Raw genomic sequence first — 26699 nt, 5'->3', positions numbered from 1 at the left:
TTGTAGCCAGACGTGGGTGGAGCGACGTGGCTACGCCCGGCGCTTGAGGCCCAGCGCCTCGATCATCGGTCGGAACTTGCTCCAGGTCTCGGCGAGCTCGGCCTCGGGCTGCGAGCCCTCCACGATGCCGCAGCCCGCGTAGAGCCGCACGCGGGTGGGGGTCTCCACCACGGCGCCCCGCAGGGCGATGCCCCACTCGCCGTTGCCGCTCGCGTCGATCCAGCCCACCGGCCCCGCATACGGTCCGCGCTGAAGGTGTTCGAGTTCGCGGATCAGCGCGCCGGCCACCGTGGTCGGGGTGCCGCACACGGCCGCCGTGGGGTGCAGGGCCTGCACCAGGGCCAGGGACGTCGGTACCTGGCCGTCGTCGTCGGCCGCGAGCTGCGCCGTGACGTCGGAGGCGAGGTGCCACACGTTGGGCAGCTGCAGCACGAACGGTGCGCTGTGCGAGGTCATGGAGCTCGTGAAGGGCTGCAGTGTTGCCGTCAGCGAGTCGATGGCGATCTGGTGCTCGTGCAGCTGCTTGTCCGAGCCGGCGAGGACGCGCGTCGCGTAGTCGGGGTCGTCCGCGGGGGCGTTCGCGCGGTCCAGGGTGCCGGCGAGCACCCGGGCCCGGGCGGTGTTCTCCTCGACCTTGATCAGCATCTCGGGGGTGGAACCGATCAGCCCGTCCACGGCGTAGGTCCAGCAGTCCTCGTAGCGCACCGCGAGCTCACGGAGCACCTGCGCGGTGGCGATGGGGCTGTCGAGGTGCGCGACGACGTCGCGCGCCAGGACGAGCTTGCTGAGCTCGCCGGCCTGGACGTGCGTGACGCCCTCCGCCACCGCCGTCTTGTACTGGTCCTCGCTGAGGACGCCGGGTCCGAGGGTGTCGCCCGGGCTCGGCATGCGGTCCGTATCGGGCTCGAGCAGGTAGGCGGCGAGGGCCGCCTCGGCGGCCTCCGCGCTCAGCTCGGCGTCGGCGTCGTCCGTGATGAACGTGAGCCAGCTCCTGCCCGCGGCGTCGCAGCCCACCACCACCTCGGGGACTATGAGGCGGGACTCGTGGAGGGAGGTCTTCGAGAAGGCGAACGAGCCGAAGGCGATGAGGCCGGAGCCGGGGACGTCGAGCTCGTCCACCACGTGCGCACCAGCCAGTTCGCGGCGCCACCACGCCTGGGCCTGGGTGAAGCGATCCGGGCCGGTGACCGTGAAACGCGCGGCTTCGCCGTAGGCCACGAGGCCGCCGCCGCGGCGGATCCAGGTGTGGACGTCGTTGCGGACCACGTACTCGAGGAGGCCCGACCGCGGGTCCATGTCCGCGCGGGCCACCGTGATGCTGCGGAGCCCGCGGGACTGTCCGGGCGCGGGCGTCAGCGCGGTGAGGGACGAAGTACTCATGATGCTTCAAGCCTACTCCGCGGTTTCACGCGGGAATCCGCGCCGACGCCGCCCCCGGCCTCCTGCCGGGCCTCCCTCCGGGCGTCAGGGGCGCCGTCATTTGTTTGAGACAATGACGGGGTGAATCGTGCATCGCTGGAGAAGCGGCCTGACGAAGTAGCAGCCATGTTCGACGACGTGGCGCCCAAGTACGACGTCGTCAACGACGTCCTGTCCCTCGGCCAGACCCGTCGGTGGCGCCGGATCGTGGTCGACGCCGTCGCGGCCGAACCCGGCCAACGGGTCCTGGACCTCGCGGCCGGCACGGGCACGTCCAGCGAGCCGTACGCGGACGCCGGCATCGACGTCGTCGCCTGCGACTTTTCACTCGGCATGCTGAAGGTCGGCAAGCGCCGGCGCCCGGACATCGATTTCGTGGCCGGCGACGCCACGAACCTCCCGTTCGCGGACAACTCCTTCGACGCCTCGACCATCTCCTTCGGCCTCCGCAACGTCAACGAGCCGAAGAAGGCACTCGCCGAGATGCTCAGGGTCACGCGCCCCGGCGGTAGCCTCGTGATCGCCGAGTTCTCCCAGCCCACCGTGGCCCTCTGGCGCACCACCTACACCGAGTACCTGATGCGGGCCCTGCCGGCGATCGCCCGCAAGGTCAGTTCCAACCCGGACGCCTACGTGTACCTCGCCGAGTCGATCCGCGCCTGGCCGGGCCAGGACGAGCTCGCCGCCTGGATCGGCGAGAGCGGCTGGGAGGACGTCCGGTACCGGAACCTCAACGGCGGGATCGTCGCGGTCCACCGGGCCGTCAAGGCACCTGCCGCCCCCGGCGAGGAACCACCGCTGCCGGGGCAGGTCCGCCTGCGCCGCCGCACGACGGCCGTGAGCTAGATGCGCGTCCTGATCGTCGGCGCCGGGCCCGCGGGCTCCACGGCGGCCTACTACCTGGCGCAGGCCGGGGTCGAGGTGACCGTCCTCGAGAAGACCTATTTCCCGCGCGAGAAGGTCTGCGGGGACGGGCTGACGCCCCGCGCGAGCCGCGAACTGCAGCTGCTCGGCCTGCCGCACGGCGAGGGTGAGGGCTTCCGGCGCAACCGCGGCCTCCGCCTCATCGCCGGCAAGCGGAGCATCGAGGTGCCCTGGCCCGAGCTGAGCGACTTCCCCGACTACGGGCTGGTCCGTACGCGCCTCGGCTTCGACGAGGCTCTGGCGTCGCACGCGCGGACCGCCGGCGCCACCATCCTCGAGGGGCACTCCGTCACCACGGCCGTGCGCGACGAGACCGGCCGCGTCACCGGCGTCACCGTGAACCTGCTGGACGCCGACGGCCGGAGGACGGGCGAGACCCGCGACTTCGCGGCCGACGTCGTCCTGGCGGCCGACGGCAACTCCACACGCACCGCCGTGAGCCTCGGGATGCAGAAGCGCGACGACCGCCCGCTCGGCGTCGCCGTCCGCACCTACTTCACGAGCCCGCGCACCGACGACGAATGGATGGAGGGCTGGCTCGAGCTGCCCGACGCCACCGGCAAGCCCCTTCCCGGCTACGGCTGGGTGTTCGGGGTGGGCGACGGCACCTCCAACGTGGGTCTCGGCATCCTCAACTCCTCCGCGGAGTTCGGGAAGCTCGACTACAAGCAGGTGCTCCGCGACTGGACCGCGGGGATGCCCTCGGAGTGGGGCTTCTCATCGGAGAACCAGGTGGGCGAGATCCGCGGCGCCGCCCTCCCCATGGGCTTCAACCGCACCCCGCACTACAGCCCCGGCATGCTGCTGCTCGGCGACGCCGGGGGCATGGTGTCCCCGTTCAACGGCGAGGGCATCTCCTACGCCATGGAGTCCGCGCGCTACGCCGCCGAGTTCATCGTGCGGGCCGAGGGTATCGGTTCGGTGCTCGGCCGTGACCAGGTGATGTCCGGGTACGCGCCCTACGTCCGCGAGCAGTGGGGCAGTCACTTCACCATGGGCCGCATCTTCGCGCACCTCATCGGCAAGCCCGCCATCCTCACACTCGCCCTGCGCACCGGCATGCCGGTGCCGCTGCTCATGCGCTTCGTGGTGCGGATGCTCGGCAACCTCACCGATTCGGGCGGGAAGGGCTTCGAGGACCGCGTCATCCACCTCCTCGAGTCCCTGGTGCCCAAGACCTCCAACCAGCCGTCGCTGGCGGGCCGCCTGCATGCGCACAGCGCCGCCGCACGTGGTTAGTCTTAGACCGTGACAGATTCCTTCAACTCCGGGTGGACCAGCGTGGGTCGGGGCAGCGCGCTGAACATGACGGACCTTCCGGACGACGCCGAGGCGGTCCGTCTGCCTCCCGGTTTCGACCTCATCGCGGAGGACCCGGAGCTCGGCCCGTCTGTCTCCTCGTGCCTCATGGAGGTGGAGAAGCAGCTCCGCGGGGCCATCGCCAACTCGGATCCGCTCGCGGATGCCACCAGCCGGCACCTCGTCGAGGCCGGGGGCAAGCGTATCCGCCCCCTCCTGACCATCCTCGCCTCGCACCTCGGCAACCCGACGCGCACCAAGGTGGTGCAGGCCGCCGTCGTCGTCGAGCTGACCCACCTCGCGACGCTGTACCACGACGACGTCATGGATTCGGCGCCGTTCCGCCGCGGCGGACCCACGGCCCACGAGGTGTGGGGCAACTCCGTGGCCATCCTCACGGGCGACCTCATCTTCGCGCGCGCCTCGATCCTCGTTTCCGAACTCGGCGGGGAAGCGCTCGGCATCCAGGCCCGCACCTTCGAGCGGCTCTGCCTCGGCCAGCTCCACGAGACCGTGGGACCCCGCGACGGGCAGGACGACCTCGAGCACTACCTCTCCGTCATTGCGGACAAGACCGGCTCGCTCGTCGCCGCGTCCGGCCAGCTCGGTGCGATCTTCGCTGACACGCCGCGCGAGGTCGTCGACATCATGGTGGCCTACGGCGAGAAGGTGGGCGTCGCCTTCCAGCTCGCCGACGACGTCATCGACGTGACCGGGCTCAAGGTGAAGTCGGGCAAGGCGCCCGGCACGGACCTGCGCGAAGGCGTTCCCACGCTCCCCGTCCTCCTGCTGCGGCGCGCTGCCGCGGCGGGCGACGTGTCGGCGGCCGACGTCGTCGCGCTGGTGGACAGCGACCTCACCTCGGACGAGGCGCTCGCGGCTGCGGTCACCGCCGTCCGTGAGCACCCGCAGACGCAGGCCGCCTGGGCCGTGGCGCAGCAGTGGGCCGAGGACGCCGTGGAGGTTCTCGCTCCGCTGCCGGACAGCGTGGTGAAGCGGGCCCTGACGAGCTTCGCGTACGCGGTGGTCAGCAGGGACGTCTAGCGCTCCTCCGGCTTCTGCCGGCTCACGCCGGTGCGCCGTCCCTGCGGCTTCTGGCGGCTCACCCGGTGCGCCGTCCCTGCGGCTTCGCGCGCGCGCTTCCCGGCCGGTCGCCGTCGAGGTCCGGCGTGGCGCCCCACGACACGCGCTTCGCGTGCTGAAGCGCGTGCACGACGCCGCATGCCTATGCGTCGTGTGCACGGGCACGCCCGGTCCACATTGCCGCCGGTCTGCATATCCGCTGGTCCACATGGCCGCCGGTCCACTGGCGACGCCGGGCGTCAGCACCTTGGCTGGGTGCATGACGCCTGAGCAGATTCTCCGATCCTCCGGTGGTGTGGCCCGCACCTCCGCGCTCCTCCAACGCGGGGTGGGGGAGCGAACCATCAAGCGAGCGATCGACGCCGGCCTGATTCTCCGCATACGCCGGGGAATTCTTGCACTTCCCGAGGCGCCGCCCGATCTCGTTCGTGCGCTGGCGGCCGGCGCACGCCTGACCTGCCTGTCCGCTGCTGCACACTACGGGCTATGGTGCGTCCGGCCGTCGTCGAACCTGCACGTCAGTCGGCCGGGGCGATCAGCCGAGGGGTGCGTCAACCATCGTGGACAATCCGTTCCTCCGCACCCCCGCATGCCACTGGTCGGCCTCGCCGATGTCCTCGTGCACGTCCTGCAGTGCAGGCCGGCCGGGGAGTCGGTGCCGATGGTGGAGTGCGCCTTGCGGCGCGGTGCCACGACGGCCGCCTTCATCGAGTCGAGGCTCACGGGCCCGTTCAACGGCCGGGCCCGCGCTGCGCTCGCATCAGTGGATCTCACCGGAGAGTCCGCGATCGAGGTGGTGGTGCGGCTGCTCCTGCGCGGTGCCGGCCTCGACGTCCGTTCGCAGGTCCCTCTAGCGGGAGTGGGGCGGGTCGACTTCCTGGTGGAGGGCTTCCTGATAGTCGAGATCGACGGAGCGGCATTCCATTCGGACCGGCAGGCCCTACGGCGTGACCGCAGGAGAAACAATATGACGATGATCAACGGGTACCTGGTACTGCGTTTTTGCTACGAGGACGTAATGTTCGCGCCGGAGAACCTCCTGGCGATGGTCCTCGCGGCGCTCGGGCGCCGTCCCATACATTGACGGATGGTGCGGCGGCTGTTTCGTGCACGCTCTTCCGTGCCGAAGGACCCGAACAACCGGCATGTCATTCCGCGACACGCGGTTCGAGGTCGGAAGCGCGAGCACCAACCCGCAGCAGCACCTGAAAGGACGCCCCGTTGACGCTAGGACGCCGGGAGGTGGGCCCTCAGCTCGTCCGCCTTGCGCGCCCTGATGGCAGGGTCCACGATGGGGCGCTTCGGCGTGAAGTAGAAGCCGTCGTCGTGCCACCGCGGCAAGACGTGCTGGTGGTAGTGCCACACGTGCTGGCTGCCCGCCGGCTCGTTGTGCTGCCGGGTGGAGACGCCGTCGGGCTCCCATGCCAGCTTGATCGCCACCGCGATGTCCCGCGTCACGGTCATCAGGCGGCCGGCGACGTCGTCGGGCAGTTCGTACAGCAGCTCGATGTGCTCCCGTGGCGTGATGAGCACGTGACCGGGATTCGGCTCGAAGCCGTGGGACGCAATGAACGCGAGCACGAGGTCGTCGGAGTAGATGACGTCGCCCGGTCGGCACAGGTTCCGCGGATTGCTGAAGTCACCGCGCGCGAGGTCGCAGAACGGGCAGCGGTACCCCTCGGGTGCGTGGTGGGCGAACTCCATCAGTTCTCCTCGTCCTCGTCGTTCTCCTCGAAGACCCACTCGAAGAGGTCGAGGACGTACTCGCTGAAGGTGCCCTCTTCGCTCTGCCACTCACCGCGGGCATTGTTCCGCCGCCACACGATCGGGTCCGGGACGTTCAGCTGGCCGACGCGCATGCCCCACGCGTACTGCTCCTCCTCGTCCTCGAGGAACAGGAGGAAGCCGTCCTCGATCTCCAGCTCATCGGGGTCCCAGAAGAAGTGGAACGCCTCCATGATGTCCTCGGTGGCGCCGACGGCCCGGTAGAACTCACGCAGGGCGAGCGGCAGCTCGAAGTCCTTGCCCTGGAGGAGTTCGGCCAGCTCCTCCTCGGAGAGGCCGTCCTCCTCGACCCACTCGTCCTCGAAATACTGAGGCACCAGGGCGCGGAATTTGTCGGCGAACAGCTCAGTCACAAGTACTCCAGGAGAGGGGGTGGGAATTCGACCATCCTAGCCGCCGACCTCGTGGGCGGGTCCACCGCGGACGATCGCCCCGGCATTGCACGGACGGCATCCGCGTGGACCGGTCGGTGCTGTCGCTCGCCGGGCGGTGCCGGTCGCTGGGCGACGGCGCCCATCACCGACACATGGCGTCGCTTGGGCCACGTCTCGCACACGGGGCACGACGGCGAGACCGCCGCCCGGCTGCTACCCGGCTGCCCCGCCGGGCACGACGGCGAGACCGCCGCCCGGCTGCTGCCCTGCGCGCGCGACGGCGAGACCGCCGCCAGTTTCGTCCGGCCGAGCGCAGCAGCGTCAGCGGGTGGTCCGGCGTCGTGCGGTCCATGTCCGGGCGGCGAGCGGGGCGTGCCAGCCGTAGCGCCACGCCAGCACGCGCAGCGAGAACACGAGCGACGCCGCCAGCATCCCGGTCACGAGCGTGAAGGTGTCCGTCAGATACAGCACCGCGACGACCGTGGCGCCGAGCATCGCCGGCAGCGCGTAGATGTCGCGTGGGTCGAAGAGCTGGGGGATCTCGTTCGCCACGACGTCCCTCAGGAGGCCGCCGCCCACCGCCGTCGTGACGCCGAGCAACACGGCGGACACCGGGTGCAGGCCCGCCTCGAGCGCGGTGATGGTCCCGGTGATGCAGAACAGGGCCAGGCCCGCGGCGTCGAACAGGACCAGGACCCTCTTGACGCGCTCCACGCCCGAGAACACGAAATAGACCACCACCGTCGCGAGCAGCGGTGGCAGCAGGTAGGCGGGATTCGTGAAGGCGGCAGGCGGGATGTCGATGATGAGGTCGCGCACCACGCCGCCGCCCAGTGATGCCAGAGAGGCCAGGAGCAGCGAGCCGACGAGGTCGAACCCCTTGCGAGCGGCCAGCAGCGACCCCGAGACGGCGAAGAAGAAGACGCCGAGGAGGTCTGCGCCGAGGGCGAGCTGCACGGCTCGGTCCGTCCTTTCACTGCTGGTGTCGGTGCGGGGTAAGGCCAGTCCACGACCGCCCGGGGGCGGGGGAGTACATCGCGTCATGCGGCCCCGACCAGCATGACAGAGCAGGCGACGACGCCGGAGCCGGGCTTAGGCTGGCTCCATGACGAGCGACGAGGCGGCCGAGGGCGCCGCCCAGCCCACGGCGGGACGCACCACGGACGGACGGACGACGTCCGCCGCACTTCCCGAACCGAGTGCAGCCGACGGGTCGCGAGCCATGCGGCTTGCCTCCCGGCTGATCGGTCTCCTCCCCACCAAGCGCAATCTCGCGGGCACCGAGTGGGTGGACGCGAAGTACCCGAGCCGCACCTACCCCTCGATGGCCGCGATCCCGTGGACGTTCAAGCAGACCCACACCATCCAGGAGCGGAAGGTGGACGGGGTCCGCACCATCACCGTGCGGCCGCTGCTCGGTGCCACGCGCTCGCACATCATTTACACGCACGGCGGCATCTACATCAACGAGCTCGGCCGGCCGCACTGGTGGATCGTCGCCGAGCTCACCAAGCGGACGGGCGCAGCGGTCACGATCCCGCTGTACCGTCTGGCGCCGGAGAGCACCTACAAGGACGCGTTCCCCTACCTGGTGTCGGTGTACCGGCAGGTGCTGGAGACCGCGCAGCCGGAGGACGTCACGCTCATGGGCGACTCCGCCGGTGGCGGTCTGGCCGTCGCCCAGCCGTGGGCGTTCCGTGACGCGGGGCTGCCCGCGCCGGGGCGGATCGCGGTCTTCTCGCCGTGGCTCGACGTCACCGGCACCAATCCGGACATCCCGAAGTACGACGCCGTCGATCCCATGCTGTCGGTGGCCGGCGGTGTCCGCGCCGGTTCGTGGTGGGCCGGAGGCGACGATCCCCGCACACCGCTGGTCAGCCCGGCCTGCGCCCCCGAGGAGCTGCTGGCGCAGGTACCCGTCACGCGGATCTACCAGGGGACGCGCGATGTCTGCATGGCGGACGCCGTGATGTTCCGCGACAGGGCGGTGGCCGCGGGGGCCGATGTCACGCTCAGGGTCTATCCGGGTGGCTTCCACGTGTTCCCCGCCTTCCCGCGTCTCCCAGAGTCACGCGCGGTGTACGCGGACGTCGCGGAGTTCCTGGGACGGCCGGCGCTGCCCTAGGTGGTGGCGTCCGGCGACCCGTCGGAGTCGCGCGAGAGTACCCACACGTTCGTGTCGCCCTGCCGCTCCACCGTGACCGTGGTGACGAGCGCCCGGATCATGGACAGGCCCCGTCCCGACTCGTCGAAGTCCTCGAGGAGGGCGCCGTCGTCCGTCGGCGTCTGGATCGGGGGTGGAGGGCCCTCGAGATCGGGAACCGGGTCGAGCGCCTCCGCGCCGATCTCGCTGATGACGGCGCGCAGTCGCGTGGTCTCCACCGTCAGGTCGACGCCGAGGGCGAGGGTGGCCCCCTCGGCGGGGACACCGTGCTGCACCACGTTGCTCGCCGCCTCGATCACCGCCGTCGTGAACGCCATCTGGTCCGTCGCGGGCACGAAAGCGGCGTCCAGCCAGAGCTGGTCGAGGAGTGCATGGAGGTTCTCGATGGCCTGGTCGCCGGCCGGCTCCGTGAGGCTCCGTCGGGCCAGGACCTCGTCAGTCATGCGGAAAGGCTTCCTCGGGTGTGGCGTGCGGCGTCAGGACACGGTGCATGCTCGTCAGCTCGAGCACCATGGTCACCTGGGGCTGGGCGGCGGCGATCCGGAGGTCACCACCGTGCTGACGGGCGAGCTTGAGGCAGCCGATCAGCGCTCCCAGCCCCGAGGAGTCCATGAAGCTGGTGCCGGCCAGATTCACGACGATGCGCTTCCCGCCGGCATCGACCACGCGGTTCACCACCTCGCGCAGCTTCGGGGCGGCCACCATGTTCAGGCGACCGGTCGCCGCCACCTCCGTGTAGCGACCCTTGTCCTCGGTGGTGAACTCCATGTGTGCTTCCTCTTCCGTCGATGGTTCAGTGGGATGTCACGAGGACGTCCCGTCAGGCAGTGTGTCCTCGCCGCAGGACGACGACGGTGACGTCGTCCGCGACCTCGGGTACGTCGGCCATATGGAGCAGGACCGCGCAGGCCGCCTCGGCGGTGTCTGCACCGGAGACGACGTCGGCAACGGCCGTGGTGAACTCGTCCACCGTCTCGTAGATGTCGAGGAGGCCGTCGCTGACGATGGCCAGGGAGTCCCCGGGTTCGAGCTGCATGCTGGCGCCGGCCCACACCTGGTCGGGCCATGCTCCGACGGGCGGTCCGGCGGAGGCGAGGCGGGTGGCGCTCCCGTCCGCGGCGACGTGCAGGGCCAGCCCGTGCCCGGCGTCGACGTACTGCACCACACCTGAGGCAGCTCTGAGGCGACCATGGAAGAGCGTCACGAACGAGTTCGTCTGCTCGAGGTCCGTCTCGACGGCGCGGGCTGCCGTCGCGAAGGCGCCCTCGATGTCCGATTGCGCGGCGACCGAGCGCATGATCGCCCGGACGGTCGCGGCGATCAGGGCGGCACCCATCCCCTTGCCCATGGCGTCGGCGACCGTGAGGTGCAACCCGCCGTCGGTCCCGTACCAGTCGTAGAAGTCACCGCCCACGCTGCGCGACGGGCGGAACTTACCGGCGAGTTCGTAGTCCTGCAACCGGAGGTCGTCACGGGGCAGGAGGTTCTGCTGCACCTCGGCGGCCCGGGTGCGTTCGGTGGCATTGGCGACGTCGGCCTCCGCCTGCCGGCTGCGGCGACGGAAGAGCGAGTTGATCCGCGCCACCAGCTCGCGGGGGCTGAAGGGTTTGCTGATGTAGTCGTCAGCGCCGGTCTCGAGGCCCGTGAGCCGCTCGATCTCGTCCGTTCGCGCCGTGATCATCAGGATGTAGGCGTCCGAGAAGCCTCGCACCTCGCGGCAGATCTCCACGCCGTCGCCGTCCGGCAGGTTGAGGTCCAGCGTGATGAGATCGGCACCGGCCCGTGCCTTCTCGAGCCCTTCACGGGCGGTGCCCGCTTCGCTGACCTCGAAGCCCTCACGGAGAAGGATCTGCACCAGCAAGCTCCTGATGTCGGCGTCGTCCTCGATCACCAGTGCGCGACGAATCTCCGGGGGGTCAGTCATGATGCTCATTAAACGCTACGGGCGGACCGGCGGGTGCGGGACCCTCGCCATGGTCGACGGTTTGTTGCGCGGAAGCTGAACAGAACTTGAGGAAGTCCCGCCGCTGCCGCGAGACGAATCGCGGGAGTGCCGCGTTAGATTGGCACCGGGGCCAGCGCGCCCGGGCCACGGCGCGCGCGTGGAACCTGCGGATGGAGAGGGGGCGGCGGTATGGACAGGGTACTCTCCTACCTCACGTTGAACACGCGACAATTCCACGAGCTGACCATGCGCTCCCGCGTGATTCTCAGCCAGCTTCCGCTCAGCCTCACCGTGCTCCTGGTCCTCGTCGGCGGAGCGTTCTTCCACCGCGATCTCTTCGCCAGCACGCCCTTCCTGATCGGCGTCGCCCTGCAGGCCGTCCTCCTGATCCTCTGCATCGTCACCCCCTGGGATCGGCTGCCGTACGGGGCCTTCATCGTCATCCCCCTGCTCGACTTCATCCCGATCGGATTGATGCGTCACGGCTCGGGGACCATCATCACCGGTGTGGGTCTGCTGACGGTGTTCCCGGTCATCTGGCTCGCGGCCTCCGGGCTGTTTCCCCGCGCCCTGATCGCCCTCAGCTTCCTGGCCTCGCTCGCCATCGTGTGGGTACCCATCTTCGTGACCGACATCCCCGTCACGTCGCAGTCCCTCACGCAGTCCTTCCTCCTCCCCTTCATCATGCTCGCCATCGGGATGACCATGCGCGTGATGACCGCCAGCATGATGGCCCAGCAGCGCGTGGTGGAGGAGAAGGACGCGGAGTTGCATCGCCTGCTCCAGGAGAGCGCCCGGCGCGAGCGGCTCCTCGACACCGTGATGAACAGCGTGGACATCGGGCTGATCGCAGTGGACGAGGCAGGCACGCCCGTGCTGGCCAACCGGAAGATCGAACGCTTCCACGAGCTCGCGGGAGGCGCCGCCGGGACCGCCGAGGCCGAGCTCGACCTGTACCTGCAGGACGGGCGCACGGTCATGCCCGCCTCGCGTCGACCCACCCAGCGGGCTGCCGAGGGCCAGATCTTCTCCGACTACCTGGTGTGGTGGGGGCAGCAGCCGAACCAGCGGGTTCTCTCCACGTCGTCGCGCCTCATGACCACGCAGACCGGTACGCGCGAAGGGTCCGTGGTCACGTTCAACGACGTCACGGAGCTGGTGGCCGCGCTGAACGCCAAGGACGAGTTCGTCTCGACGGTGTCCCACGAGTTACGGACCCCCCTGACCGCCATTCGTGGGTACCTCGAACTGCTCACCGGGATGCCGGACCTGGATCCCGAGGTGGCCAGTGGCCTCGACGTGGTGTCACGGAACTCCGAGCGTCTGCACAAGCTCGTGATCGACCTCCTGTCATCGGCCGAGGCCTCGCCCGAAATCTCCCCGACCACGACCGACGTGTCCGAGCTGGTGCGCGAGCGCGTCAGGACGGCGTCGGAGCGCAACGCCAATCCACTGGTGCGTTTCGAGGACCTCAGCGACCCCGGCCTCATGGCCGTGTGTGACGGTCCGCGCATCGCGCAGGTCCTCGACAATCTGCTCTCCAACGCGGTCAAGTACTCTCCCGCCGGCGGCAGGGTGACCGTCCGCGCGACGGCGGTGGACGATCAGGTCGAATGCAGCGTGACGGACGAGGGGAGCGGGATGTCCGCGGACGAGCTGTCCGGCGTCTTCTCCAAGTTCTTCCGTACGTCGGCAGCCCGGAACGCTGCCATCCCGGGCGTCGGGCTCGGACTCGCGCTGTCGAAGGCCATCGTCGAACGCCACGGCGGCACCATCTCGTGCACCAGCGTGGAGGGCGAGGGCTCCACCTTCACCTTTCGGGTGCCGATGGCCCACGCGCGTCCTGCGCAGCAGTTGCAGTCCCGGTAGGCCGGTCTCGGTATGCCGGTCCGGTCCCGGGAGTAGGCCGGAGCCGGTCCTTCCGGCCGCAGCGCCCAGCACCGCGGCGCATGGACCCCCGGCAGCCATTCACGGCCAGGGGTCAGGCTTCCGGTCCGAGGTCGACCGTGACCGTGGTACCACCGCCAGGAGTACCGCCGATGGTGATGGAGCCTCCGTGGGCTGCCGCGATGCGCGCGCACGTGGCGAGGCCGATACCGCTGCCCGCCGGATCGCCGTCGCGGTGCAACCGGACGAGCGGCTCCAGCACGCGCGTGCGGTCCGCGGGGTCGATTCCCTTGCCATGGTCGATGACGCGGAGCACCTGGGACTCACCGCTCGTGGCCACCACCTCGATGCGCGGGGGAACTCCCGGCTCCGAGTACGTGATGGCATTCGAGACGAGGTTCTGGAGGAGCGCCGTGACCTGGGCCCGGTCCACGAACAGTTCGGTGTCCTCAACGAGGACCACCGCATCGTAGGAGCTGGTCAGCGGCAGCACGTCCTGGAGTACGGCGCTCATCATGGTGCTCAGACGCACGGCCTGCCGCGTGATGGTGCCACCGATACGGGAGAACTCGAGCACCTCCTCCACCGTGGAGAGCATGCGGCTCGCACTGCCGCGGATGATGCTGAAGTAGCGGGCAGCAGGGCCGCTCGCCTGCACGTCCGTGTCCTGTTCGCTGAGCTCGGTGTAGCCGAGGATCGCGGTGAGGGGATTCTTGAGGTCGTGGCTCACACGCGCCGCGAACCCCGCGAGATCCTCGTTGCTGCGGCGCACCACCTCGAGGGCGGCCACCAATTGGCGTGTCTTGAACTGCAGCTCGAGGATCTCGACCACCTGGCGCGCGAGGATCTCGAGGCCCTCACGCTGCTCGGCGTCGAAGGAACGCGTGGCGGGGGAGAAGACGCACAGGGATCCGAGCGCGTAGCCGGTCTCGGTCACGAGGGGCACCGACGCGTAGGAGCGGACCTGCGCGATGCGCCCGTTGACGAAGGGATTGTCGACGAAGCGGGGGTCGGCGGAGGCATCGGCCAGGGCGGTGATGGCGCCCGTGGTGAACACCTTCGAGCACATCGAGTCGTCCCGCGAGCACACGGCGGCGTCCACGCCCACGGCGGCCAGCTGGTGCTGCTCATCCGCCGTGATGATGTTGATGACGCCCGCATCCATGCCGCTGATGCGCACCGCGAGTTTCACGAGGTCGAGGAGCTCCGGCGGAGTGTCGTAACCGAGCTCCGCGCCAGCGCCGCCCGGCCGCGCCTCGCCGGTGCTGCCCGACGGCAGGCCGTAGTCCTGGAGCACCGCCTGACGGGCGAATTCCTGCAGTTCCGTTTCGTCGGCATGAAGCAGTGACATGGTTACCCCTGGACCTTGAGACCGGCACATCTGGAACTCATGATTGCACGCGTCCTCGGCATTGATGGTGGCGGCTATTCGTGCGTGACGTCCGTCCGGATGGGTACGCACGCCGTTCGTGCTGTCAGCTGAGCGAGCGGATGCGCAACGCCAGGTAGAGATGCACGCGGTCGGCCGTGACGGCGGCGTCGTACCCGGTGAGCGCTCTGACCTGCTGCAGGCGGTAGCGGATGGTGTTGCGGTGCAGGTCGAGGTCCGCCGCGACGGCGGCCACCGAGCCGTCGAGGTCGAGGTAGCGGCGCAGGGTCAGGACGAGGCCTGCGCGGTGCGCTTCGTCGAACGCTTCCAGGGGTGCGAGCGTGCCGGCGGCGAAGTCCGCGAGTGGCACGTCGGCGCTCGCCATGAGCAGTGACGCGAGAGTGAGACGTTCGGCGATGTTGACGGGCCGGCCCCGCTGCAGGGCGTCCGCCGCTTCGAAGTAGCTCCACCGGAGCCCCTGCGGCTGCACGTAGGCACCGCCCACGCCGATCCGCGCGGTGAGGCCCGCCCCGTGCAGGTAGCGGCCGAGCGCCTCCGCCTCCGCGGTGCCCGACGTCGGGGTCACGAGGACGAGACGTTCGTCGACGAGCGCCTCGACGACGGCGCCCAGCCCGTCTGGCAGGGGGAGGGTGCGAAGGGCGCGCCGCTGGCCGGAGGCGACGTCGACCATCACCACGCGGTGGCGCGCCGCGGTGTCCACGCCGAGCCCCGCGAGCCGGACCGCTGCCTCCGGACCGTCCAGCGTGCCCCGCACCACGTCCTCGAGTACCTGGCCCGCGGCGGTGCGCGCCCCTGTCCTGTTCCGGGCCTGATTGGTCAGTTCCACGGAGATGAGGGTCTGGGCGTACGTCAGGATGGCCGCGGGTGCGCAGGGCTCGGCGATGGCGAGGGTGCAGCGGTCCTTGAGGCCCGTCGCGATCGGCAGCCGGTGCCATCTGCCGGGAGCCGTCATGGTCCCGTCCGCGCCGCCAGCCTCCCGTCCGCCGTCCGCCGTCCTCGGGGACGTGGCACGGCCGACGACGCCGGTTCCGCGCCCCGGACGCGCGACCTGGCGGGCGGCGGGGGCGGCGGCACCTGCGATCCGTGCGCCGTACTGGAAGAGGGCGACGTCGGAGCCGAGCATGCGGGCGAGCTCGGCGAGCAGCGCGTCCAGCCCGCCCTGTCCGAGCAGAGTGGAGGCGAGGGTCGCGTGCCCCTCGAGGAGTGTCTCGAGCCCCGCATAATGATCGGCGGACAGGGCGTCCGCCACCCGCTTGCCGATCGCGATGAAGGGAACCTCGTAGGGCACGCGGAACGTGGGCAGGCCCACGGCGTCGGCCGCAGCGAGGAGGTCCGCGGGGATGCCCGGGAACGTCAGCCCCACGCCGAACCCTATGGCGAGGACGCCCGCCTCGTGCGCGCGCTGCACGAAAGCCCGTTGCGCGGCTGGGGTGGTGAGGCGGATGCCCGTGGTGAGCACCACCTCGGCAGCGTTGAGGAAAGGCCGCGGATCCTCGAGTTCCGTGACGGCGACCCACTGGATGGCCTGTGCGGGCGGCGGTGCGGCGCCCTCGAGCACGAGGCCCAGCGCGGGGTCCGCCAGCAGGTCGTCGAGGGAGATGGCCATGCGCACAGCGTAGCGCGCCCTTGTGCTCCTGCACCGGGGGTACCCGGAGGTTCTGTGCAGCAGGACGTGGCGGGACTCTCCCGGGCGGCGGTACGGTCGGTGCGAACGCAGGTGGCGTGTTGCCTCCCCACCCCCCCCCGAAAGGAAGAGCCACGTGGCCGAGACCCTCAGGAACTTCATCGACGGCGTTTTCGTGACGCCCGTCGGCGTCGAGTTCCTCGACGTCGTGAACCCGACCAACGGCGAGGTCGTGGCGCAGTCGCCCATTTCCACGCCCGCGGACGTCGACGACGCCATGCAGGCGGCCGCCCGCGCCTTCACCACGTGGAAGCGGACCACGCCGAGCCAGCGACAGTTGATGCTGTTGAAACTCGCCGATGCCATCGAGGCCGCGAGTGACGAACTCGTGGAGGCGCAGCACCGCAACACGGGTCAGGTGCGCGAGATGATCGCCGCCGAGGAGGTCGCCGTGGGGGCCGACCAGCTGCGCTTCTTCGCCGGCGCCGCGCGCATCATCGAGGGCAAGTCCGCCGGCGAGTACCTGGAGGGCCACACCTCCTACGTGCGTCGCGAGCCTATCGGCGTCGTGGCGCAGGTGGCGCCCTGGAACTACCCCTTCCTCATGGCCATCTGGAAGATCGGGCCGGCGCTCGCCGCGGGTAACACGGTGGTGCTCAAGCCGAGTGACACCACGCCCGAGTCCACGCTCGTGCTGGCGCGCCTCACGCAGGGGATCCTGCCGGACGGCGTGCTCAACGTGGTGCTCGGCACCGCGGAGACCGGCACCGCCATGACGGAGCACCCCGTGCCGGGGCTCGTCTCCATCACCGGGTCCGTGCGCGCGGGCATCGCCGTCGCCTCGAGCGCGGCGAAGGGCCTGAAGCGGGCGCACCTCGAACTCGGCGGCAAGGCCCCCGCCGTCGTGTTCGCGAACGCGGACCTGAGGAGGACGGCGGAGGCGATCACCGAGTTCGCGTTCTTCAACGCGGGCCAGGACTGCACCGCGATCACCCGTGTGCTCGTCCAGGAGGAGGCGCACGACGAGCTCGTGGCGGCGATGGTCGAGCACACGGCCACCCTGCGGACCGGCAGCGACGACGATTCCGAGAACTACTTCGGTCCGCTCAACAACATCAACCACTTCAACGCCGTGAACGCAGTGATCGACGCGCTGCCCGAGCACTGCAGCATCGCCACCGGTGGCAAGCGCGCGGGCGAGAAAGGCTACTTCTTCGAGCCGACCATCATCACGGGCGCCCGGCAGGACGACGCCGTGGTGCAGCAGGAGACGTTCGGGCCCGTGCTGACGGTCCAGACGTTCGCCACCGAGGAGGAGGCCGTCCGCCTGGCCAACGGCGTGGACTACGCCCTGGCATCAAGCGTGTGGACCACTGACCACGGCACCGCGATGCGTGTCTCCCGCGACCTCGACTTCGGGGCCGTGTGGATCAACACGCACATCATGCTCACGGCCGAGATGCCGCACGGCGGCTTCAAGAACTCCGGCTACGGCAAGGACCTCTCCATGTACGGCGTGGAGGACTACACCCGCGTCAAGCACGTCATGAGCGTGCTGGACGCCTGAGCACGGCTCGGATCCAGGAAAGACGAGGAACACGATGACCACCTTCGCAACCACTCCCGGCGTCACCGTCCCGCGCTTCAGGCTCGAGCAGAAGCGGCGCATCACCGGCGACTTCCCCGGCCCCAGGTCCACCGAACTGGCCGCGCGCCGTGCCGCCGTCGTCGCCAAGGGCGTCGCCTCGGGCGTGCCCGTGTACGTGGCGGACGCCGACGGCGGGATCATCCACGACGTCGACGGCAACGCCTTCATCGACCTCGGCTCCGGTATCGCGGTGACGAGCGTGGGCGCCTCGGACCCCGCCGTCGTCGATGCCGTCAAGGAGCAGGTGGAGCACTTCACGCACACGTGCTTCATGGTGACCCCCTACGAGGGCTACATCGCCGTCGCCGAGCAGCTCGCCGAGCTGACCCCGGGCGACTTCGAGAAGCGCACCGTCCTGTTCAACTCCGGGGCCGAGGCGGTGGAGAACGCCGTCAAGGTGGCGCGCCTCGCCACCGGCCGGGACGCCGTCGTCGCGTTCGACCACGCGTACCACGGCCGAACCAACCTCACGATGGCGCTGACGGCCAAGTCCATGCCGTACAAGACCAACTTCGGGCCGTTCGCGCCCGAGATCTACCGCGTACCGATGAGCTACCCCTTCCGCGAGGAGAACCCGGCCATCACGGGTCCCGAGGCGGCGCAGCGTGCCATCACGATGATCGAGAAGCAGATCGGCGCCGAGTCGGTCGCCGCCATCATCATCGAGCCGGTCCAGGGTGAGGGTGGATTCATCGTCCCCGCCGACGGCTTCCTGCCGGCGCTGGCCGCATGGGCCACGGCCAACGGCGTGGTCTTCATCGCCGACGAGGTGCAGTCGGGCTTCTGCCGCACGGGTGAATGGTTCGCGGTGAACCACGAGGGCGTGGTGCCGGACATCATCACCATGGCCAAGGGGATCGCGGGCGGCATGCCGCTCTCGGCCATCACCGGCCGGGCGGACCTGCTCGACGCCGTCCACGCCGGCGGGCTCGGCGGTACCTACGGCGGGAATCCGGTGGCGTGCGCGGCAGCCCTCGGGGCCATCCGCACCATGAAGGAGCAGGACCTCGCCGGGCGGGCCCGCCACATCGAGCAGATGGTGACGGAGCGGTTCACGGCCCTGCAGCAGGAGCTCGGTGAGGGAAGCATCATGGGCGAGCTCCGCGGGCGGGGTGCCATGCTGGCGCTCGAGTTCGTGATGCCGGGCGGCGGCAAGGCACCGAATGCGGACGCGACGAAGGCGATCGCGGCGCACTGTCTGCGGGAGGGCGTGATCATCCTGACCTGCGGCACCTACGGCAACGTGATCCGTCTGCTGCCGCCCCTCGTGATCACGGACGATCTGCTGGCCGACGGCCTGGACGTCCTCGAGGCCGCCATCCGGGCTGCCGCAGCCTGACGCACCGGGCACAGCGGAACGAGGAGGAAGGCCCGCACGCAGAAGACCCCGCAGCGAGGATCTCGCTGCGGGGTCTCGTGGTCTCCCGGTTGGGCTACTTCGTGGGGATCAGTGCCCGGAACTGGGGGTTGTCGGCCAGGAAGGCCTGCGCGTGCGGGCAGTAGGGCAGGGGCACCAGGCGGCGGCGGTGGATGTTGAGCAGTGTGTTCCGCATGAGGACGGGTTCGAGCCCCGCGCTGTGGTAGGCCGGACCCACCACGGTCTCGAGCAGCCGTACGCGGCCCGCTCGCATGTCGTACTTCACGTATCCGACCATCGTGCCGTCGTGGAAGAGCTCGAAGCGCGAGCTGACGGCGTTGTCGCGGAACTTCTCACGAAGTTCCTCAGCCTCGGTCTGCTCCGCCGCCCGGGCCTCGCGCTGGGCGAGCGCCTCGACGACGGCCTCGTAGTCCTCCTGCACGCCGAACGGCGGGAAGTCGGTGTCGAGGACGCGGTACAGCTGGTTGCTCATGATGCGCAGCTCGCGAGTGGTGATGGTCGAGAGGTCGTGCGGGACATCGGGAAGCGTGGGGCCCGCAGGAGCTTCGGCCGGAGCAGCGAAGTCGAGGGTGGAACGTTCGGGGACAACCGCGGCGCCATGGTCACGAGATCCGGACGGGGTGGGCGCTACGAGAGTGATGGGTGCAACAGACATGGTGTACCTCGGTAAATCGACATGCGGTAGGCCGTTGCTTGACCGTCCTCGAACGCTAACAGCTAACTCAGGATCCGTAAAGCTAGATGGTCTAGCAATCAGTAGGCTCATCAGGCGTCAGGCCCCCGTGCCTCGCTCGAGGGATGTGCCGGCAGGGATGAGGAGTGGCGCTCGATCGGTCGGCATGGGTGCCGCTTGATCGAGGTTGCGATGTCCTGGTCTGCCATCACGGTGCCGCGCTATGACATACCGTGTCATCGGCTACGGTGGGATCATGAGCAGATGGGCTCCGGACGCCGCCCTCCGGCTGGAGCGGGCCGCCGTCGAGCTCTTCACCGAGCAGGGGTACGGCCGGACCTCCGTCCCGCAGATCGCGGCTCGGGCCGGGCTCACCACGCGGACGTTCTTCCGCCACTTCCCGGACAAGCGGGACGTCCTGTTCCTCCGGGAGCGGGAGCTCCCCGGCGTCGTCGAGGCGCTGGTCGCCGAAGCGCCTGCCTTCCTCTCACCGCTGGGTCTCGTGATGCACGGGTTCGAGGCGATGGCGAGGGGCCCCTTCGAGGGCTGGCGCGAGGACATCCTGGCCCGGCGCGCCATCATCGAATCCGACCAGGGCCTCCGCGAGCGGGAGCTGCTGAAGAACCTGGTGCTCGGTGACGTGATCGGTGCGGCGCTCGAACGGCACGGGGTGGAGACCCGCGAGGCCCGACTGGTGGCACGCTACGGCGTCACGGTGTTCGAGCTGGCCCTCACCGAGTGGCTGGATACGGAGGGTGCGGCCTTCGTGGACGTGCTGCGCTCCACGGCGTACCGGATGGGGCGGCTCGTGCACCCCGCGCGTCAGGACGAGTAGGCGGCCAGCTGCAGCCGCAGGCCCGCGATCATGCTCTCCAGGCCGATCCGGAAGGCGGCATCCGCCGCGGGATCCTCGCCGGCCGAGGCCGTGGCGCTCCTCACCGCCGCCGTGAAGACCGGGAACTGTTCCGCGGCACCTCCTGCCTCGAAGATGTCGACGGGAGCCACGACGTCCAGCGCCGAGCCGTAGATGAAGGACTCGAGTGCCACGATCGCGGGGACGATCCGCTCCTCGGGCCAGCCGCGGTCGCGGAAGCCGCGGGCCACCTCCTCGTACATCCGCAGTGTCCCGGCAGCGTCGGCGACGGGCATCACGGCGATGACCGGGACGAGCGGGGCGTGCCGCGCGAAGACCTCGCGGTAGGACCACGCCCACCGCCGCACGGCCTCGTCCCAGGCCTCCGAGGTGAAGGCGCCGACGTCCACCATGGTCATGACGTGGTCCTGCACCCAGCCGAGCACCTCCTGCTTCGAGGCGGCGTGGTTGTAGAGCGCGGACGCGGCGACCCTGAGGCGTCGGGCGAGAGCGGACATCGTCAGGCCCTCGTGCCCCGACTGCGTGATCAGTTCCAGGGCCGCCTCCGTGATGCGCTCCTTCGAGAGCACGCTGCGGGGTGGCCGCCCGGCCCGTCGAGGCGCCGGTGCGGGCGGCGGCGGTGGCGTCATCGGTGGTCCTCCTGTCGCGGCATCCCGGGCCGGCCGGCCCTTCCCCGAACGGATGCCCGTAGCTATAGTAGGCGCAATAATGAATGGCATTCATTTTGTGGCCTGCGTCATGGAGCCGGGAAGGAACACGTGAGAACCATCGAGCGCGACGTCGTGATCATCGGAGCGGGGCCCTCGGGCCTGACCGCTGCGCGGGAGCTCCGGCGGGCGGGGCGGAGCGTCGCCGTCCTCGAGGCGCGGGACCGCGTGGGCGGGCGCACGCACACCGATGTCGTCGACGGCGCGGTGCTCGAACTCGGCGGGCAGTGGGTGTCGCCGGACCAGACCGCGTTGATCGCACTCCTCGGCGAGCTGGGCCTCGACACCTACCCCCGCTACCGGGAGGGTGATTCCGTCTACATCGGCCCCGACGGCGAACCCATCCGCTACTCCGGCGACATGTTCCCCGTCGGCGACTACACGCGGGAGGAGATGGAGCGGCTCATCGCCGTCCTCGACGAGATCGTCGCGGAGGCGGGCCCCGAGGCACCCTGGAACCACCCGGACGCACGGGCCCTCGACACGATCTCCTTCCACCACTGGCTGCGGCAGCACTCGGACGACGAGGAGGCCTGTGACAACATCGGCCTGTTCATCGCAGGCGGCATGCTGACGAAGCCCGCGCACTCCTTCTCGGCGCTGCAGGCCGTCCTCATGGCGGCGAGTGCAGGCTCCTTCTCGAACCTCGTGGACGAGAACTTCATCCTCGACCGGCGCGTGATCGGCGGCATGCAGTCGGTCTCGGAGCGGATGGCGGCGGACCTCGGCGAGGACGTGGTGCTGTCCAGCCCGGTACGGACGCTCCGCTGGAGCGGGATCGACGGCGTGGACGGCGTCACGGTGGTCTCGGACACCACGACCGTGCACGCGCGCTACGCGGTGGTGGCCGTGCCGCCCAACCTGTACTCGCGCATCAGCTACGAGCCTCCGCTGCCGCGCCGACAGCTCCAGATGCACCAGCACCAGTCACTGGGCCTCGTCATCAAGGTGCACGCCGTCTACGCCACGCCGTTCTGGCGGGAGGAGGGCCTCTCCGGCACCGGCTTCAGCGCCGGTTCGATCGTGCAGGAGGTCTACGACAACTCGAACCTCGAGGATCCCCGCGGCACCCTGGTGGGCTTCGTGTCCGACGAGCGGGCGGACGCCATGTTCGAGCTGCCGCCGCACGAGCGCCGGGAGCGCATCCTCTCCTCGATCGCCGGGTTCCTCGGCCCGCAGGCCCTCGAACCCGAGGTGTACTACGAATCCGACTGGGCCTCCGAGGAATGGACACGCGGCGCCTACGCCTCGAGCTACGACCTCGGCGGCCTGCACCGCTACGGGCGCGACCAGCGGACCCCGGTGGGCCCCATCCACTGGTCCTGCTCGGACATCGCTGCCGAGGGCTACCAGCACGTGGACGGCGCCATCCGGATGGGCCGCCGCACCGCCGTCGCCGTGGACCGCGCCCTCTCGGCGGGCCTGCAGTCCACCGGTTCCACCAAGGAGGCTTGAGCCATGCGCTACATCGTCGGGTACACCGCGGACGAACGCGGGCATGACGCCGTCAGCCTCGCCGTCGCCCTCGCGCGCCGCCAGGACGCCACCCTCGATCTGGTGCTCGTGACACCGGAGCACTCGCTGTACGCGGGCACCTACCCGCCGGACAAGGGCTTCGACACCCTCCTCACCGAGCAGATGCAGGAGTGGATGGACGAGGGCCTCGCCCTGGTGCCCGAGGACGTCACCGCCCGCGGCGTGGTGATCCGGGCGGAGTCCAACGCGGAGGGGCTCATCCGCGCCGCGGAGGACACCGAGGCGTCACTGATCGTGATCGGTGCCAGCACCCGCGGTCTGGCCAGCCGCTACAGCGTGGGCAACGTGGCCCGGGCGCTCCTCCACGCGGCCCCCGTGCCCGTGGCCCTCGCCCCGCAGGGCTACCGCCGCACCGATCCGGTCACGCGCCTCACGTGCGCCGTGGGCCGGCGGGCCGGGGCCGACGACGTCATCGCCGTCGCGATCGCGTCCGCCGAACGCCGGGGCCTACCCCTCCGGCTCGTCTCGCTGGTACCGCTCGACACCGGTCTGCCGGACCCGGAGCGTGCCGAGGAGGATGCGAACCGGCTGCTGGCCGAGGCGGCGGCACCGCTCGCGGCCGGAGGTCGCGTCAGCGTCGAGACGGCGCGGGGAACCTCCATCGAGGAAGCGATCAACGCCCTGGCCTGGGACGAGGGGGAGGTGCTGCTCGTCGGATCGAGCCGCCTGGCGCAGCACACGCGCATCTTCCTCGGGTCCACGGCCGCCAAGATCCTGCGCACGCTGACCGTCCCCATGGTCGTGGTCCCGCGCACCTACGCCCCACCCGCCGTCGGGCCGGGCCCATCATCGGAGGCACGCGCATGAGCATCGACGAGACGACCGAACGGGGAACCGGCCTCAGCCGGAAGGGCCTGGACTCCGGGACGGTGGGCCTGCTGGGCGCCGTCGTGATCGGGGTGTCCTGCGTGGCCCCCGCCTACACGCTCACGGCGGCGCTCGGCCCCACCGTCGCGGAAGTGGGCGTGAACCTGCCGGCCATCTTCCTCGTCGGGTTCATCCCCATGCTGCTGGTGGCTCTCGGCTACCGCGAACTCAACGCCGCCATGCCCGATTCCGGGACCTCCTTCACGTGGGCCACGCGGGCGTTCGGTCCGTGGGTCGGGTGGATGGGCGGCTGGGGGCTGATCGCCGCCACCGTGATCGTCCTCTCCAACCTTGCAGCCGTGGCGGTGGACTTCTTCTACCTTCTCCTCTCGCAGCTCTTCGACGACCCGGCGCTGGCCGACCTCACGTTGGACCTCCCGGTGAACATCGCGACGACGCTCGTGTTCATCGCCCTCGCCTGTTACGTCTCGTACCGCGGCATGGAGGCCACGAAGACGGTGCAGTACGTGCTCGTCACGTTCCAGCTGGTGGTGCTCGCCTGGTTCGCCATCGCCGCGTTCATCCACGTGGCGAACGGCTCCGCCTTCGACGCCACCACCATCAGCGCCGACTGGTTCAACCCCTTCGCGGTCGGCTCCTTCTCGGCGTTCGCCGCCGGGGTCTCCCTCTCGATCTTCATCTACTGGGGCTGGGACGTGGCCCTCACCATGAACGAGGAGACCACCAACCCGCGCACGACGCCGGGGCGCGCCGGTGCGCTCACCGTCGTCGTCATCGTGGTCATCTACCTGACGGTCGCGCTCGCGACCCTCGCCTTCGCGGGTGTCGGTGACGGCGAGTTCGGCGCCGGTAACCCGGACAACCAGGGGAGCATCTTCGCGGCGCTCGCCGGGCCCGTGATGGGCCCCTTCGCCATCCTGATGTCCATGGCCGTGCTCAGCTCCTCGGCGGCGTCGCTGCAGTCCACGTTCGTCTCGCCGGCGCGCACCCTCCTCGCCATGGGGCACTACCAGGCGTTGCCCAAGGGCTACGGACGCATCAGTCCGCAGCGGAAATCACCGAGCTTCGCCACGGTGGCCGCCGCGCTCGCCGCAGGCGGATTCTACGTGTTCACGCGCCTCACGTCCGAGAACGCCCTGTGGGACACCATCGCGGCCCTCGGGCTCATGATCTGCTTCTACTACGGCATCACGGCCCTCGCGTGCGTCTGGTACTTCCGGGCGCAGGCGTTCTCCAGCGTGCGCGGGTTCCTGTTCCGCTTCCTCGCGCCGCTGCTGGGCGGCGTGATCCTCATGGTCATGTTCGTGAAGACCGCCGTCGACTCCATGGACCCCGAGTACGGGTCCGGGTCCGAGCTGTTCGGCGTGGGCATGGTGTTCATCCTCGGGATCGGCGTGATCCTGCTCGGAGCGGTGCTCATGCTCGTGTGGTCGCGCATCAATCCTGCGTTCTTCCGGCAGGACGTCCTGGCCCGCGGACAGGCTCCGGCAGGCCCCGAACCCCTGCGCTAGAGTGATCCGACGCCGCCGCGCCCGTCTCCGGGCGGGGCCGCGCCGTCACGTCGTCACCACGGCCTCGTCACCAGGTCCTCGTAGGGAGGCCGCCACCGCAGGGAAAGGGTTGCCCAGTGCGCTATGTCGTCGGCTACACCGAGAACGATCGCGGACAGGAGGCCGTGGAACTCGCGACCTCCCTGGCTCTCACGCAGTCGGCCGGGATCGATCTCGTGACCGTGCTCGACTGGCCCCAGGACGGCAGCGTGGCTCCCGGTGGACGCCGGGCGCAGGAGGCGCTGGACCGCGCGAAGGCGCACGTCCCCGACGGTATCGAGGTCACCACGCACGTGCGGCTCGCGGACTCCTTCGCGCAGGGACTCCTCGAGACCGCGCACGACGTCGATGCCGGGCTGATCGTCATCGGCGCCGCGGGCAACGGGCTCCTCCGCCGCTTCACGGTGGGCAGTGTCGCCAACGCCGTGCTGCACAGCTCACCCCTCCCCGTGGCCCTCGCGCCCCGCGGCTACCGGCACCGCGCCGCCTTCACCCGCATGACCTGCGCCGTCGGCACGCGCCCCGGTGCGGAGGGAGCCCTGGACGTCGCGGTCGAGTCCGCCGCCCGCCGTGGCCTGCCGCTCCGGCTCGTCTCGCTCGTTGCCCTCGACGTCCATGAGCACTCGGATTCGGGTGAGGCGATCAACCGGGCGCACCAGCACGCGCACTCCGTCCTCGCGCGCGCCGTGGAGCAGCTGCCCGAGGGTCATGAGACGTCCATCATCGTGGCGCACGGCCGCACCATCGAGCAGGCCATCGACAACATCGAGTGGGATCCGGGTGAGCTCGTGATCGTGGGATCGAGCCGCCTCGCGCAGCGCCGTCAGCTGTTCCTCGGGGCCACGGCGAACAAGATGCTGCGCGAACTCCCGGTGCCGATGGTGGTCGTGCCGAGGGAGTGGGTCCGCGCCGAGCGCTGACCCTTCGGACCGCGGCGGGCGGGGTCACGCCGTCGTTCTTTCGGCCACCCGCGACGTCGAGGACACCCGCCCGCGGAGCATCACGGCGCCCAGCACCACGAACATCACGCCGGTCAGGGCAGCGAAAACGTCCCCGTGCGGCTCCCGTGCATGGACGGCCGTGAAGTCGGCGAGCGCGTGGACGAGCACCAGCGGCAGGATCCAGTGGAAGCGGTACTGGAAGGCCGCCATCGCGAACCCCACGACGCCGGAGAGCAGCACGTTGGTCAGGATGTCGTAGGTGCCACGCCCCTGCTGATGAGTTCCTCGTTGAACCCGACCAGGAGCAACGTCAGGACCTAGAGGGCGACGCCGGGCGGTGCGACGTCGAGCCCTGACGGCAGGAGCCATGACAGGGCCTCGGCCAGGAGCACGAGGAGGAAGAGAGCCGCGCTGCGACCGGCCCACAGGCGCGTGATGCCGATGCGGTGCCACAACCGGAACCGCGTCACCAGGGCTGCGGCGAAGACACAGCAGAGGCCGTTCACGAAGAGGCCCGCATACCAGCCGCCGATCCCGAGCAGGGGAGCGAGGGCGAGGCCGCCGATGATCACGCCGAACCGGGCGAGGTGCACGGCAGCCGCGACGAGGAAGTCCGTTGCCTGTGCTCTGGTCATGGCACGAAGATGGTGCCCCGCCGTGATCCACCGAA

26 protein-coding genes and 1 pseudogene are annotated in these 26699 nt (G+C 70.0%); 14 read left to right on the top strand and 13 right to left on the bottom strand.

All coding sequences use genetic code 11. The annotated features are described in order from the left end of the window. Nucleotides 1-30 precede the first annotated feature (30 nt). Complete coding sequence (locus AC4D16_RS06455; RefSeq protein ID WP_490948206.1) at nt 31-1380, bottom strand: isochorismate synthase; 1350 nt, start codon at nt 1378-1380, stop codon at nt 31-33. A 120-nt stretch (nt 1381-1500) separates the two neighbouring features. Between AC4D16_RS06455 and AC4D16_RS06450 the strand changes: the two genes are divergently transcribed. From AC4D16_RS06450 to AC4D16_RS06430, 5 genes and pseudogenes are all read left to right on the top strand, one after another. Then, nucleotides 1501-2265, top strand: a complete 765-nt coding sequence (locus AC4D16_RS06450; protein ID WP_490954338.1) for a demethylmenaquinone methyltransferase — start codon at nt 1501-1503, stop codon at nt 2263-2265. Further along, on the top strand, nt 2266-3582 hold the full coding sequence (locus AC4D16_RS06445; protein ID WP_490954337.1) for a geranylgeranyl reductase family protein: 1317 nt from the start codon (nt 2266-2268) through the stop codon (nt 3580-3582). A 9-nt stretch (nt 3583-3591) separates the two neighbouring features. Then, nucleotides 3592-4686: a polyprenyl synthetase family protein gene (locus AC4D16_RS06440; protein ID WP_490954336.1), complete on the top strand. Its 1095-nt coding sequence runs from the start codon at nt 3592-3594 to the stop codon at nt 4684-4686. Nucleotides 4687-4933: 247 nt separating this feature from the next. Then, a pseudogene (locus AC4D16_RS06435) lies at nt 4934-5119 on the top strand (type IV toxin-antitoxin system AbiEi family antitoxin domain-containing protein); the annotation flags it as partial. Between the two features lie 195 nt (nt 5120-5314). Further along, a complete protein-coding gene (locus AC4D16_RS06430) occupies nt 5315-5809 on the top strand; it encodes an endonuclease domain-containing protein (protein ID WP_490954682.1) in 495 nt (164 codons plus the stop codon). A gap of 143 nt (nt 5810-5952) precedes the next feature. On the opposite strand, the gene AC4D16_RS06425 is transcribed toward AC4D16_RS06430, so the two are convergent. The 3 genes from AC4D16_RS06425 to AC4D16_RS06415 all read right to left on the bottom strand — a co-directional run bounded on the left by AC4D16_RS06425 (nt 5953) and on the right by AC4D16_RS06415 (nt 7841). Then, entirely contained in the window at nt 5953-6429 is a 477-nt protein-coding gene (locus AC4D16_RS06425) for an HIT family protein (protein ID WP_490948210.1), read from the bottom strand. Beyond that, nucleotides 6429-6863 (bottom strand): hypothetical protein, encoded by a 435-nt coding sequence (locus AC4D16_RS06420; protein WP_490948211.1) that lies wholly within the window; start codon nt 6861-6863, stop codon nt 6429-6431. The genes AC4D16_RS06425 and AC4D16_RS06420 overlap by 1 nt, the downstream gene beginning before the upstream one ends. 342 nt (nt 6864-7205) lie before the next feature. Then, nucleotides 7206-7841, bottom strand: a complete 636-nt coding sequence (locus tag AC4D16_RS06415; RefSeq protein ID WP_490948212.1) for a trimeric intracellular cation channel family protein — start codon at nt 7839-7841, stop codon at nt 7206-7208. Between the two features lie 148 nt (nt 7842-7989). Between AC4D16_RS06415 and AC4D16_RS06410 the strand changes: the two genes are divergently transcribed. After that, the gene (locus AC4D16_RS06410; protein ID WP_490948213.1) at nt 7990-9009 is read left to right on the top strand and encodes an alpha/beta hydrolase fold domain-containing protein; all 1020 of its coding nucleotides are present in this window, start codon (nt 7990-7992) and stop codon (nt 9007-9009) included. Here AC4D16_RS06410 and AC4D16_RS06405 read toward each other — a convergent pair. The 3 genes from AC4D16_RS06405 to AC4D16_RS06395 are packed head-to-tail and all read right to left on the bottom strand — an operon-like array spanning nt 9006 to nt 10972. Further along, nucleotides 9006-9491, bottom strand: coding sequence for an ATP-binding protein (locus tag AC4D16_RS06405; protein WP_490954335.1), 486 nt, complete (start codon nt 9489-9491; stop codon nt 9006-9008). The two genes, AC4D16_RS06410 and AC4D16_RS06405, sit on opposite strands and share 4 nt — an antisense overlap. Then, nucleotides 9484-9816: an STAS domain-containing protein gene (locus AC4D16_RS06400; RefSeq protein WP_490954334.1), complete on the bottom strand. Its 333-nt coding sequence runs from the start codon at nt 9814-9816 to the stop codon at nt 9484-9486. Before AC4D16_RS06400 ends, AC4D16_RS06405 begins: the two co-directional genes overlap by 8 nt. Before the next feature lie 52 nt (nt 9817-9868). Further along, the gene (locus AC4D16_RS06395; RefSeq protein ID WP_490948216.1) at nt 9869-10972 is read right to left on the bottom strand and encodes a PP2C family protein-serine/threonine phosphatase; all 1104 of its coding nucleotides are present in this window, start codon (nt 10970-10972) and stop codon (nt 9869-9871) included. A 210-nt stretch (nt 10973-11182) separates the two neighbouring features. Between AC4D16_RS06395 and AC4D16_RS06390 the strand changes: the two genes are divergently transcribed. Continuing rightward, on the top strand, nt 11183-12862 hold the full coding sequence (locus AC4D16_RS06390; protein WP_490954333.1) for a sensor histidine kinase: 1680 nt from the start codon (nt 11183-11185) through the stop codon (nt 12860-12862). A 112-nt stretch (nt 12863-12974) separates the two neighbouring features. On the opposite strand, the gene AC4D16_RS06385 is transcribed toward AC4D16_RS06390, so the two are convergent. Both AC4D16_RS06385 and AC4D16_RS06380 read right to left on the bottom strand, forming a co-directional pair. Next, on the bottom strand, nt 12975-14231 hold the full coding sequence (locus tag AC4D16_RS06385; protein ID WP_490954332.1) for a sensor histidine kinase: 1257 nt from the start codon (nt 14229-14231) through the stop codon (nt 12975-12977). Nucleotides 14232-14355: 124 nt separating this feature from the next. Further along, nucleotides 14356-15876 carry a PucR family transcriptional regulator gene (locus tag AC4D16_RS06380; protein ID WP_490954331.1) on the bottom strand — a complete coding sequence of 507 codons (1521 nt, stop codon included), beginning with the start codon at nt 15874-15876 and terminating at the stop codon, nt 14356-14358. Between the two features lie 154 nt (nt 15877-16030). Here AC4D16_RS06380 and AC4D16_RS06375 point away from each other — a divergent pair, with 154 nt between their 5' ends. Together AC4D16_RS06375 and gabT are read left to right on the top strand one after the other, a co-directional pair. After that, nucleotides 16031-17461 (top strand): gamma-aminobutyraldehyde dehydrogenase, encoded by a 1431-nt coding sequence (locus AC4D16_RS06375; RefSeq protein WP_490954330.1) that lies wholly within the window; start codon nt 16031-16033, stop codon nt 17459-17461. A gap of 34 nt (nt 17462-17495) precedes the next feature. Then, a complete protein-coding gene (gene gabT / locus AC4D16_RS06370) occupies nt 17496-18881 on the top strand; it encodes a 4-aminobutyrate--2-oxoglutarate transaminase (protein WP_490954329.1) in 1386 nt (461 codons plus the stop codon). 94 nt (nt 18882-18975) lie between these two features. On the opposite strand, the gene AC4D16_RS06365 is transcribed toward gabT, so the two are convergent. Next, complete coding sequence (locus AC4D16_RS06365) at nt 18976-19575, bottom strand: GNAT family N-acetyltransferase (protein WP_490948222.1); 600 nt, start codon at nt 19573-19575, stop codon at nt 18976-18978. 274 nt (nt 19576-19849) lie between these two features. Between AC4D16_RS06365 and AC4D16_RS06360 the strand changes: the two genes are divergently transcribed. After that, nucleotides 19850-20428 carry a TetR/AcrR family transcriptional regulator gene (locus AC4D16_RS06360; protein WP_490948223.1) on the top strand — a complete coding sequence of 193 codons (579 nt, stop codon included), beginning with the start codon at nt 19850-19852 and terminating at the stop codon, nt 20426-20428. Here the strand turns inward: AC4D16_RS06360 and AC4D16_RS06355 are convergent. Continuing rightward, nucleotides 20416-21096 carry a TetR/AcrR family transcriptional regulator C-terminal domain-containing protein gene (locus AC4D16_RS06355; protein WP_490954328.1) on the bottom strand — a complete coding sequence of 227 codons (681 nt, stop codon included), beginning with the start codon at nt 21094-21096 and terminating at the stop codon, nt 20416-20418. The genes AC4D16_RS06360 and AC4D16_RS06355 overlap by 13 nt on opposite strands. A gap of 129 nt (nt 21097-21225) precedes the next feature. On the opposite strand from AC4D16_RS06355, the gene AC4D16_RS06350 reads away from it, so the two are divergent. From AC4D16_RS06350 to AC4D16_RS06335, 4 genes are all read left to right on the top strand, one after another. Beyond that, nucleotides 21226-22629, top strand: a complete 1404-nt coding sequence (locus AC4D16_RS06350) for a flavin monoamine oxidase family protein (RefSeq protein ID WP_490948225.1) — start codon at nt 21226-21228, stop codon at nt 22627-22629. A 3-nt stretch (nt 22630-22632) separates the two neighbouring features. Beyond that, nucleotides 22633-23517, top strand: a complete 885-nt coding sequence (locus AC4D16_RS06345; protein ID WP_490948226.1) for a universal stress protein — start codon at nt 22633-22635, stop codon at nt 23515-23517. Next, a complete protein-coding gene (locus AC4D16_RS06340) occupies nt 23514-25049 on the top strand; it encodes an APC family permease (protein ID WP_490954327.1) in 1536 nt (511 codons plus the stop codon). The genes AC4D16_RS06345 and AC4D16_RS06340 overlap by 4 nt, the downstream gene beginning before the upstream one ends. Before the next feature lie 116 nt (nt 25050-25165). Next, nucleotides 25166-26008: a universal stress protein gene (locus tag AC4D16_RS06335; RefSeq protein WP_490948228.1), complete on the top strand. Its 843-nt coding sequence runs from the start codon at nt 25166-25168 to the stop codon at nt 26006-26008. 24 nt (nt 26009-26032) lie between these two features. Here the strand turns inward: AC4D16_RS06335 and AC4D16_RS06330 are convergent, their stop codons facing one another. Together AC4D16_RS06330 and AC4D16_RS06325 are read right to left on the bottom strand one after the other, a co-directional pair. Continuing rightward, a complete protein-coding gene (locus AC4D16_RS06330; RefSeq protein WP_490954326.1) occupies nt 26033-26269 on the bottom strand; it encodes a hypothetical protein in 237 nt (78 codons plus the stop codon). A 77-nt stretch (nt 26270-26346) separates the two neighbouring features. Beyond that, a complete protein-coding gene (locus AC4D16_RS06325; RefSeq protein WP_490954325.1) occupies nt 26347-26664 on the bottom strand; it encodes a hypothetical protein in 318 nt (105 codons plus the stop codon). Between the last annotated feature and the right edge of the window lie 35 nt (nt 26665-26699).

This window comes from Arthrobacter sp. TJ-236 (assembly GCF_058269235.1).
This window is presented reverse-complemented; position numbering and strand designations above follow the sequence as displayed.

Excerpts from the sequence above, each read along its gene's own strand:
- AC4D16_RS06385 (WP_490954332.1), bottom strand. The coding sequence starts at position 14,231 with ATGTCACTGCTTCATGCCGACGAAACGGAACTGCAGGAATTCGCCCGT.
- AC4D16_RS06430 (WP_490954682.1), top strand. The coding sequence starts at position 5,315 with ATGCCACTGGTCGGCCTCGCCGATGTCCTCGTGCACGTCCTGCAGTGC.
- AC4D16_RS06455 (WP_490948206.1), bottom strand. The coding sequence starts at position 1,380 with ATGAGTACTTCGTCCCTCACCGCGCTGACGCCCGCGCCCGGACAGTCC.
- AC4D16_RS06425 (WP_490948210.1), bottom strand. The coding sequence starts at position 6,429 with ATGGAGTTCGCCCACCACGCACCCGAGGGGTACCGCTGCCCGTTCTGC.
- gabT (WP_490954329.1), top strand. The coding sequence starts at position 17,496 with ATGACCACCTTCGCAACCACTCCCGGCGTCACCGTCCCGCGCTTCAGG.
- AC4D16_RS06365 (WP_490948222.1), bottom strand. The coding sequence starts at position 19,575 with ATGTCTGTTGCACCCATCACTCTCGTAGCGCCCACCCCGTCCGGATCT.
- AC4D16_RS06340 (WP_490954327.1), top strand. The coding sequence starts at position 23,514 with ATGAGCATCGACGAGACGACCGAACGGGGAACCGGCCTCAGCCGGAAG.
- AC4D16_RS06445 (WP_490954337.1), top strand. The coding sequence starts at position 2,266 with ATGCGCGTCCTGATCGTCGGCGCCGGGCCCGCGGGCTCCACGGCGGCC.
- AC4D16_RS06360 (WP_490948223.1), top strand. The coding sequence starts at position 19,850 with ATGAGCAGATGGGCTCCGGACGCCGCCCTCCGGCTGGAGCGGGCCGCC.
- AC4D16_RS06345 (WP_490948226.1), top strand. The coding sequence starts at position 22,633 with ATGCGCTACATCGTCGGGTACACCGCGGACGAACGCGGGCATGACGCC.
- AC4D16_RS06355 (WP_490954328.1), bottom strand. The coding sequence starts at position 21,096 with ATGACGCCACCGCCGCCGCCCGCACCGGCGCCTCGACGGGCCGGGCGG.
- AC4D16_RS06400 (WP_490954334.1), bottom strand. The coding sequence starts at position 9,816 with ATGGAGTTCACCACCGAGGACAAGGGTCGCTACACGGAGGTGGCGGCG.
- AC4D16_RS06380 (WP_490954331.1), bottom strand. The coding sequence starts at position 15,876 with ATGGCCATCTCCCTCGACGACCTGCTGGCGGACCCCGCGCTGGGCCTC.
- AC4D16_RS06410 (WP_490948213.1), top strand. The coding sequence starts at position 7,990 with ATGACGAGCGACGAGGCGGCCGAGGGCGCCGCCCAGCCCACGGCGGGA.
- AC4D16_RS06390 (WP_490954333.1), top strand. The coding sequence starts at position 11,183 with ATGGACAGGGTACTCTCCTACCTCACGTTGAACACGCGACAATTCCAC.
- AC4D16_RS06325 (WP_490954325.1), bottom strand. The coding sequence starts at position 26,664 with ATGACCAGAGCACAGGCAACGGACTTCCTCGTCGCGGCTGCCGTGCAC.
- AC4D16_RS06395 (WP_490948216.1), bottom strand. The coding sequence starts at position 10,972 with ATGACTGACCCCCCGGAGATTCGTCGCGCACTGGTGATCGAGGACGAC.
- AC4D16_RS06405 (WP_490954335.1), bottom strand. The coding sequence starts at position 9,491 with ATGACTGACGAGGTCCTGGCCCGACGGAGCCTCACGGAGCCGGCCGGC.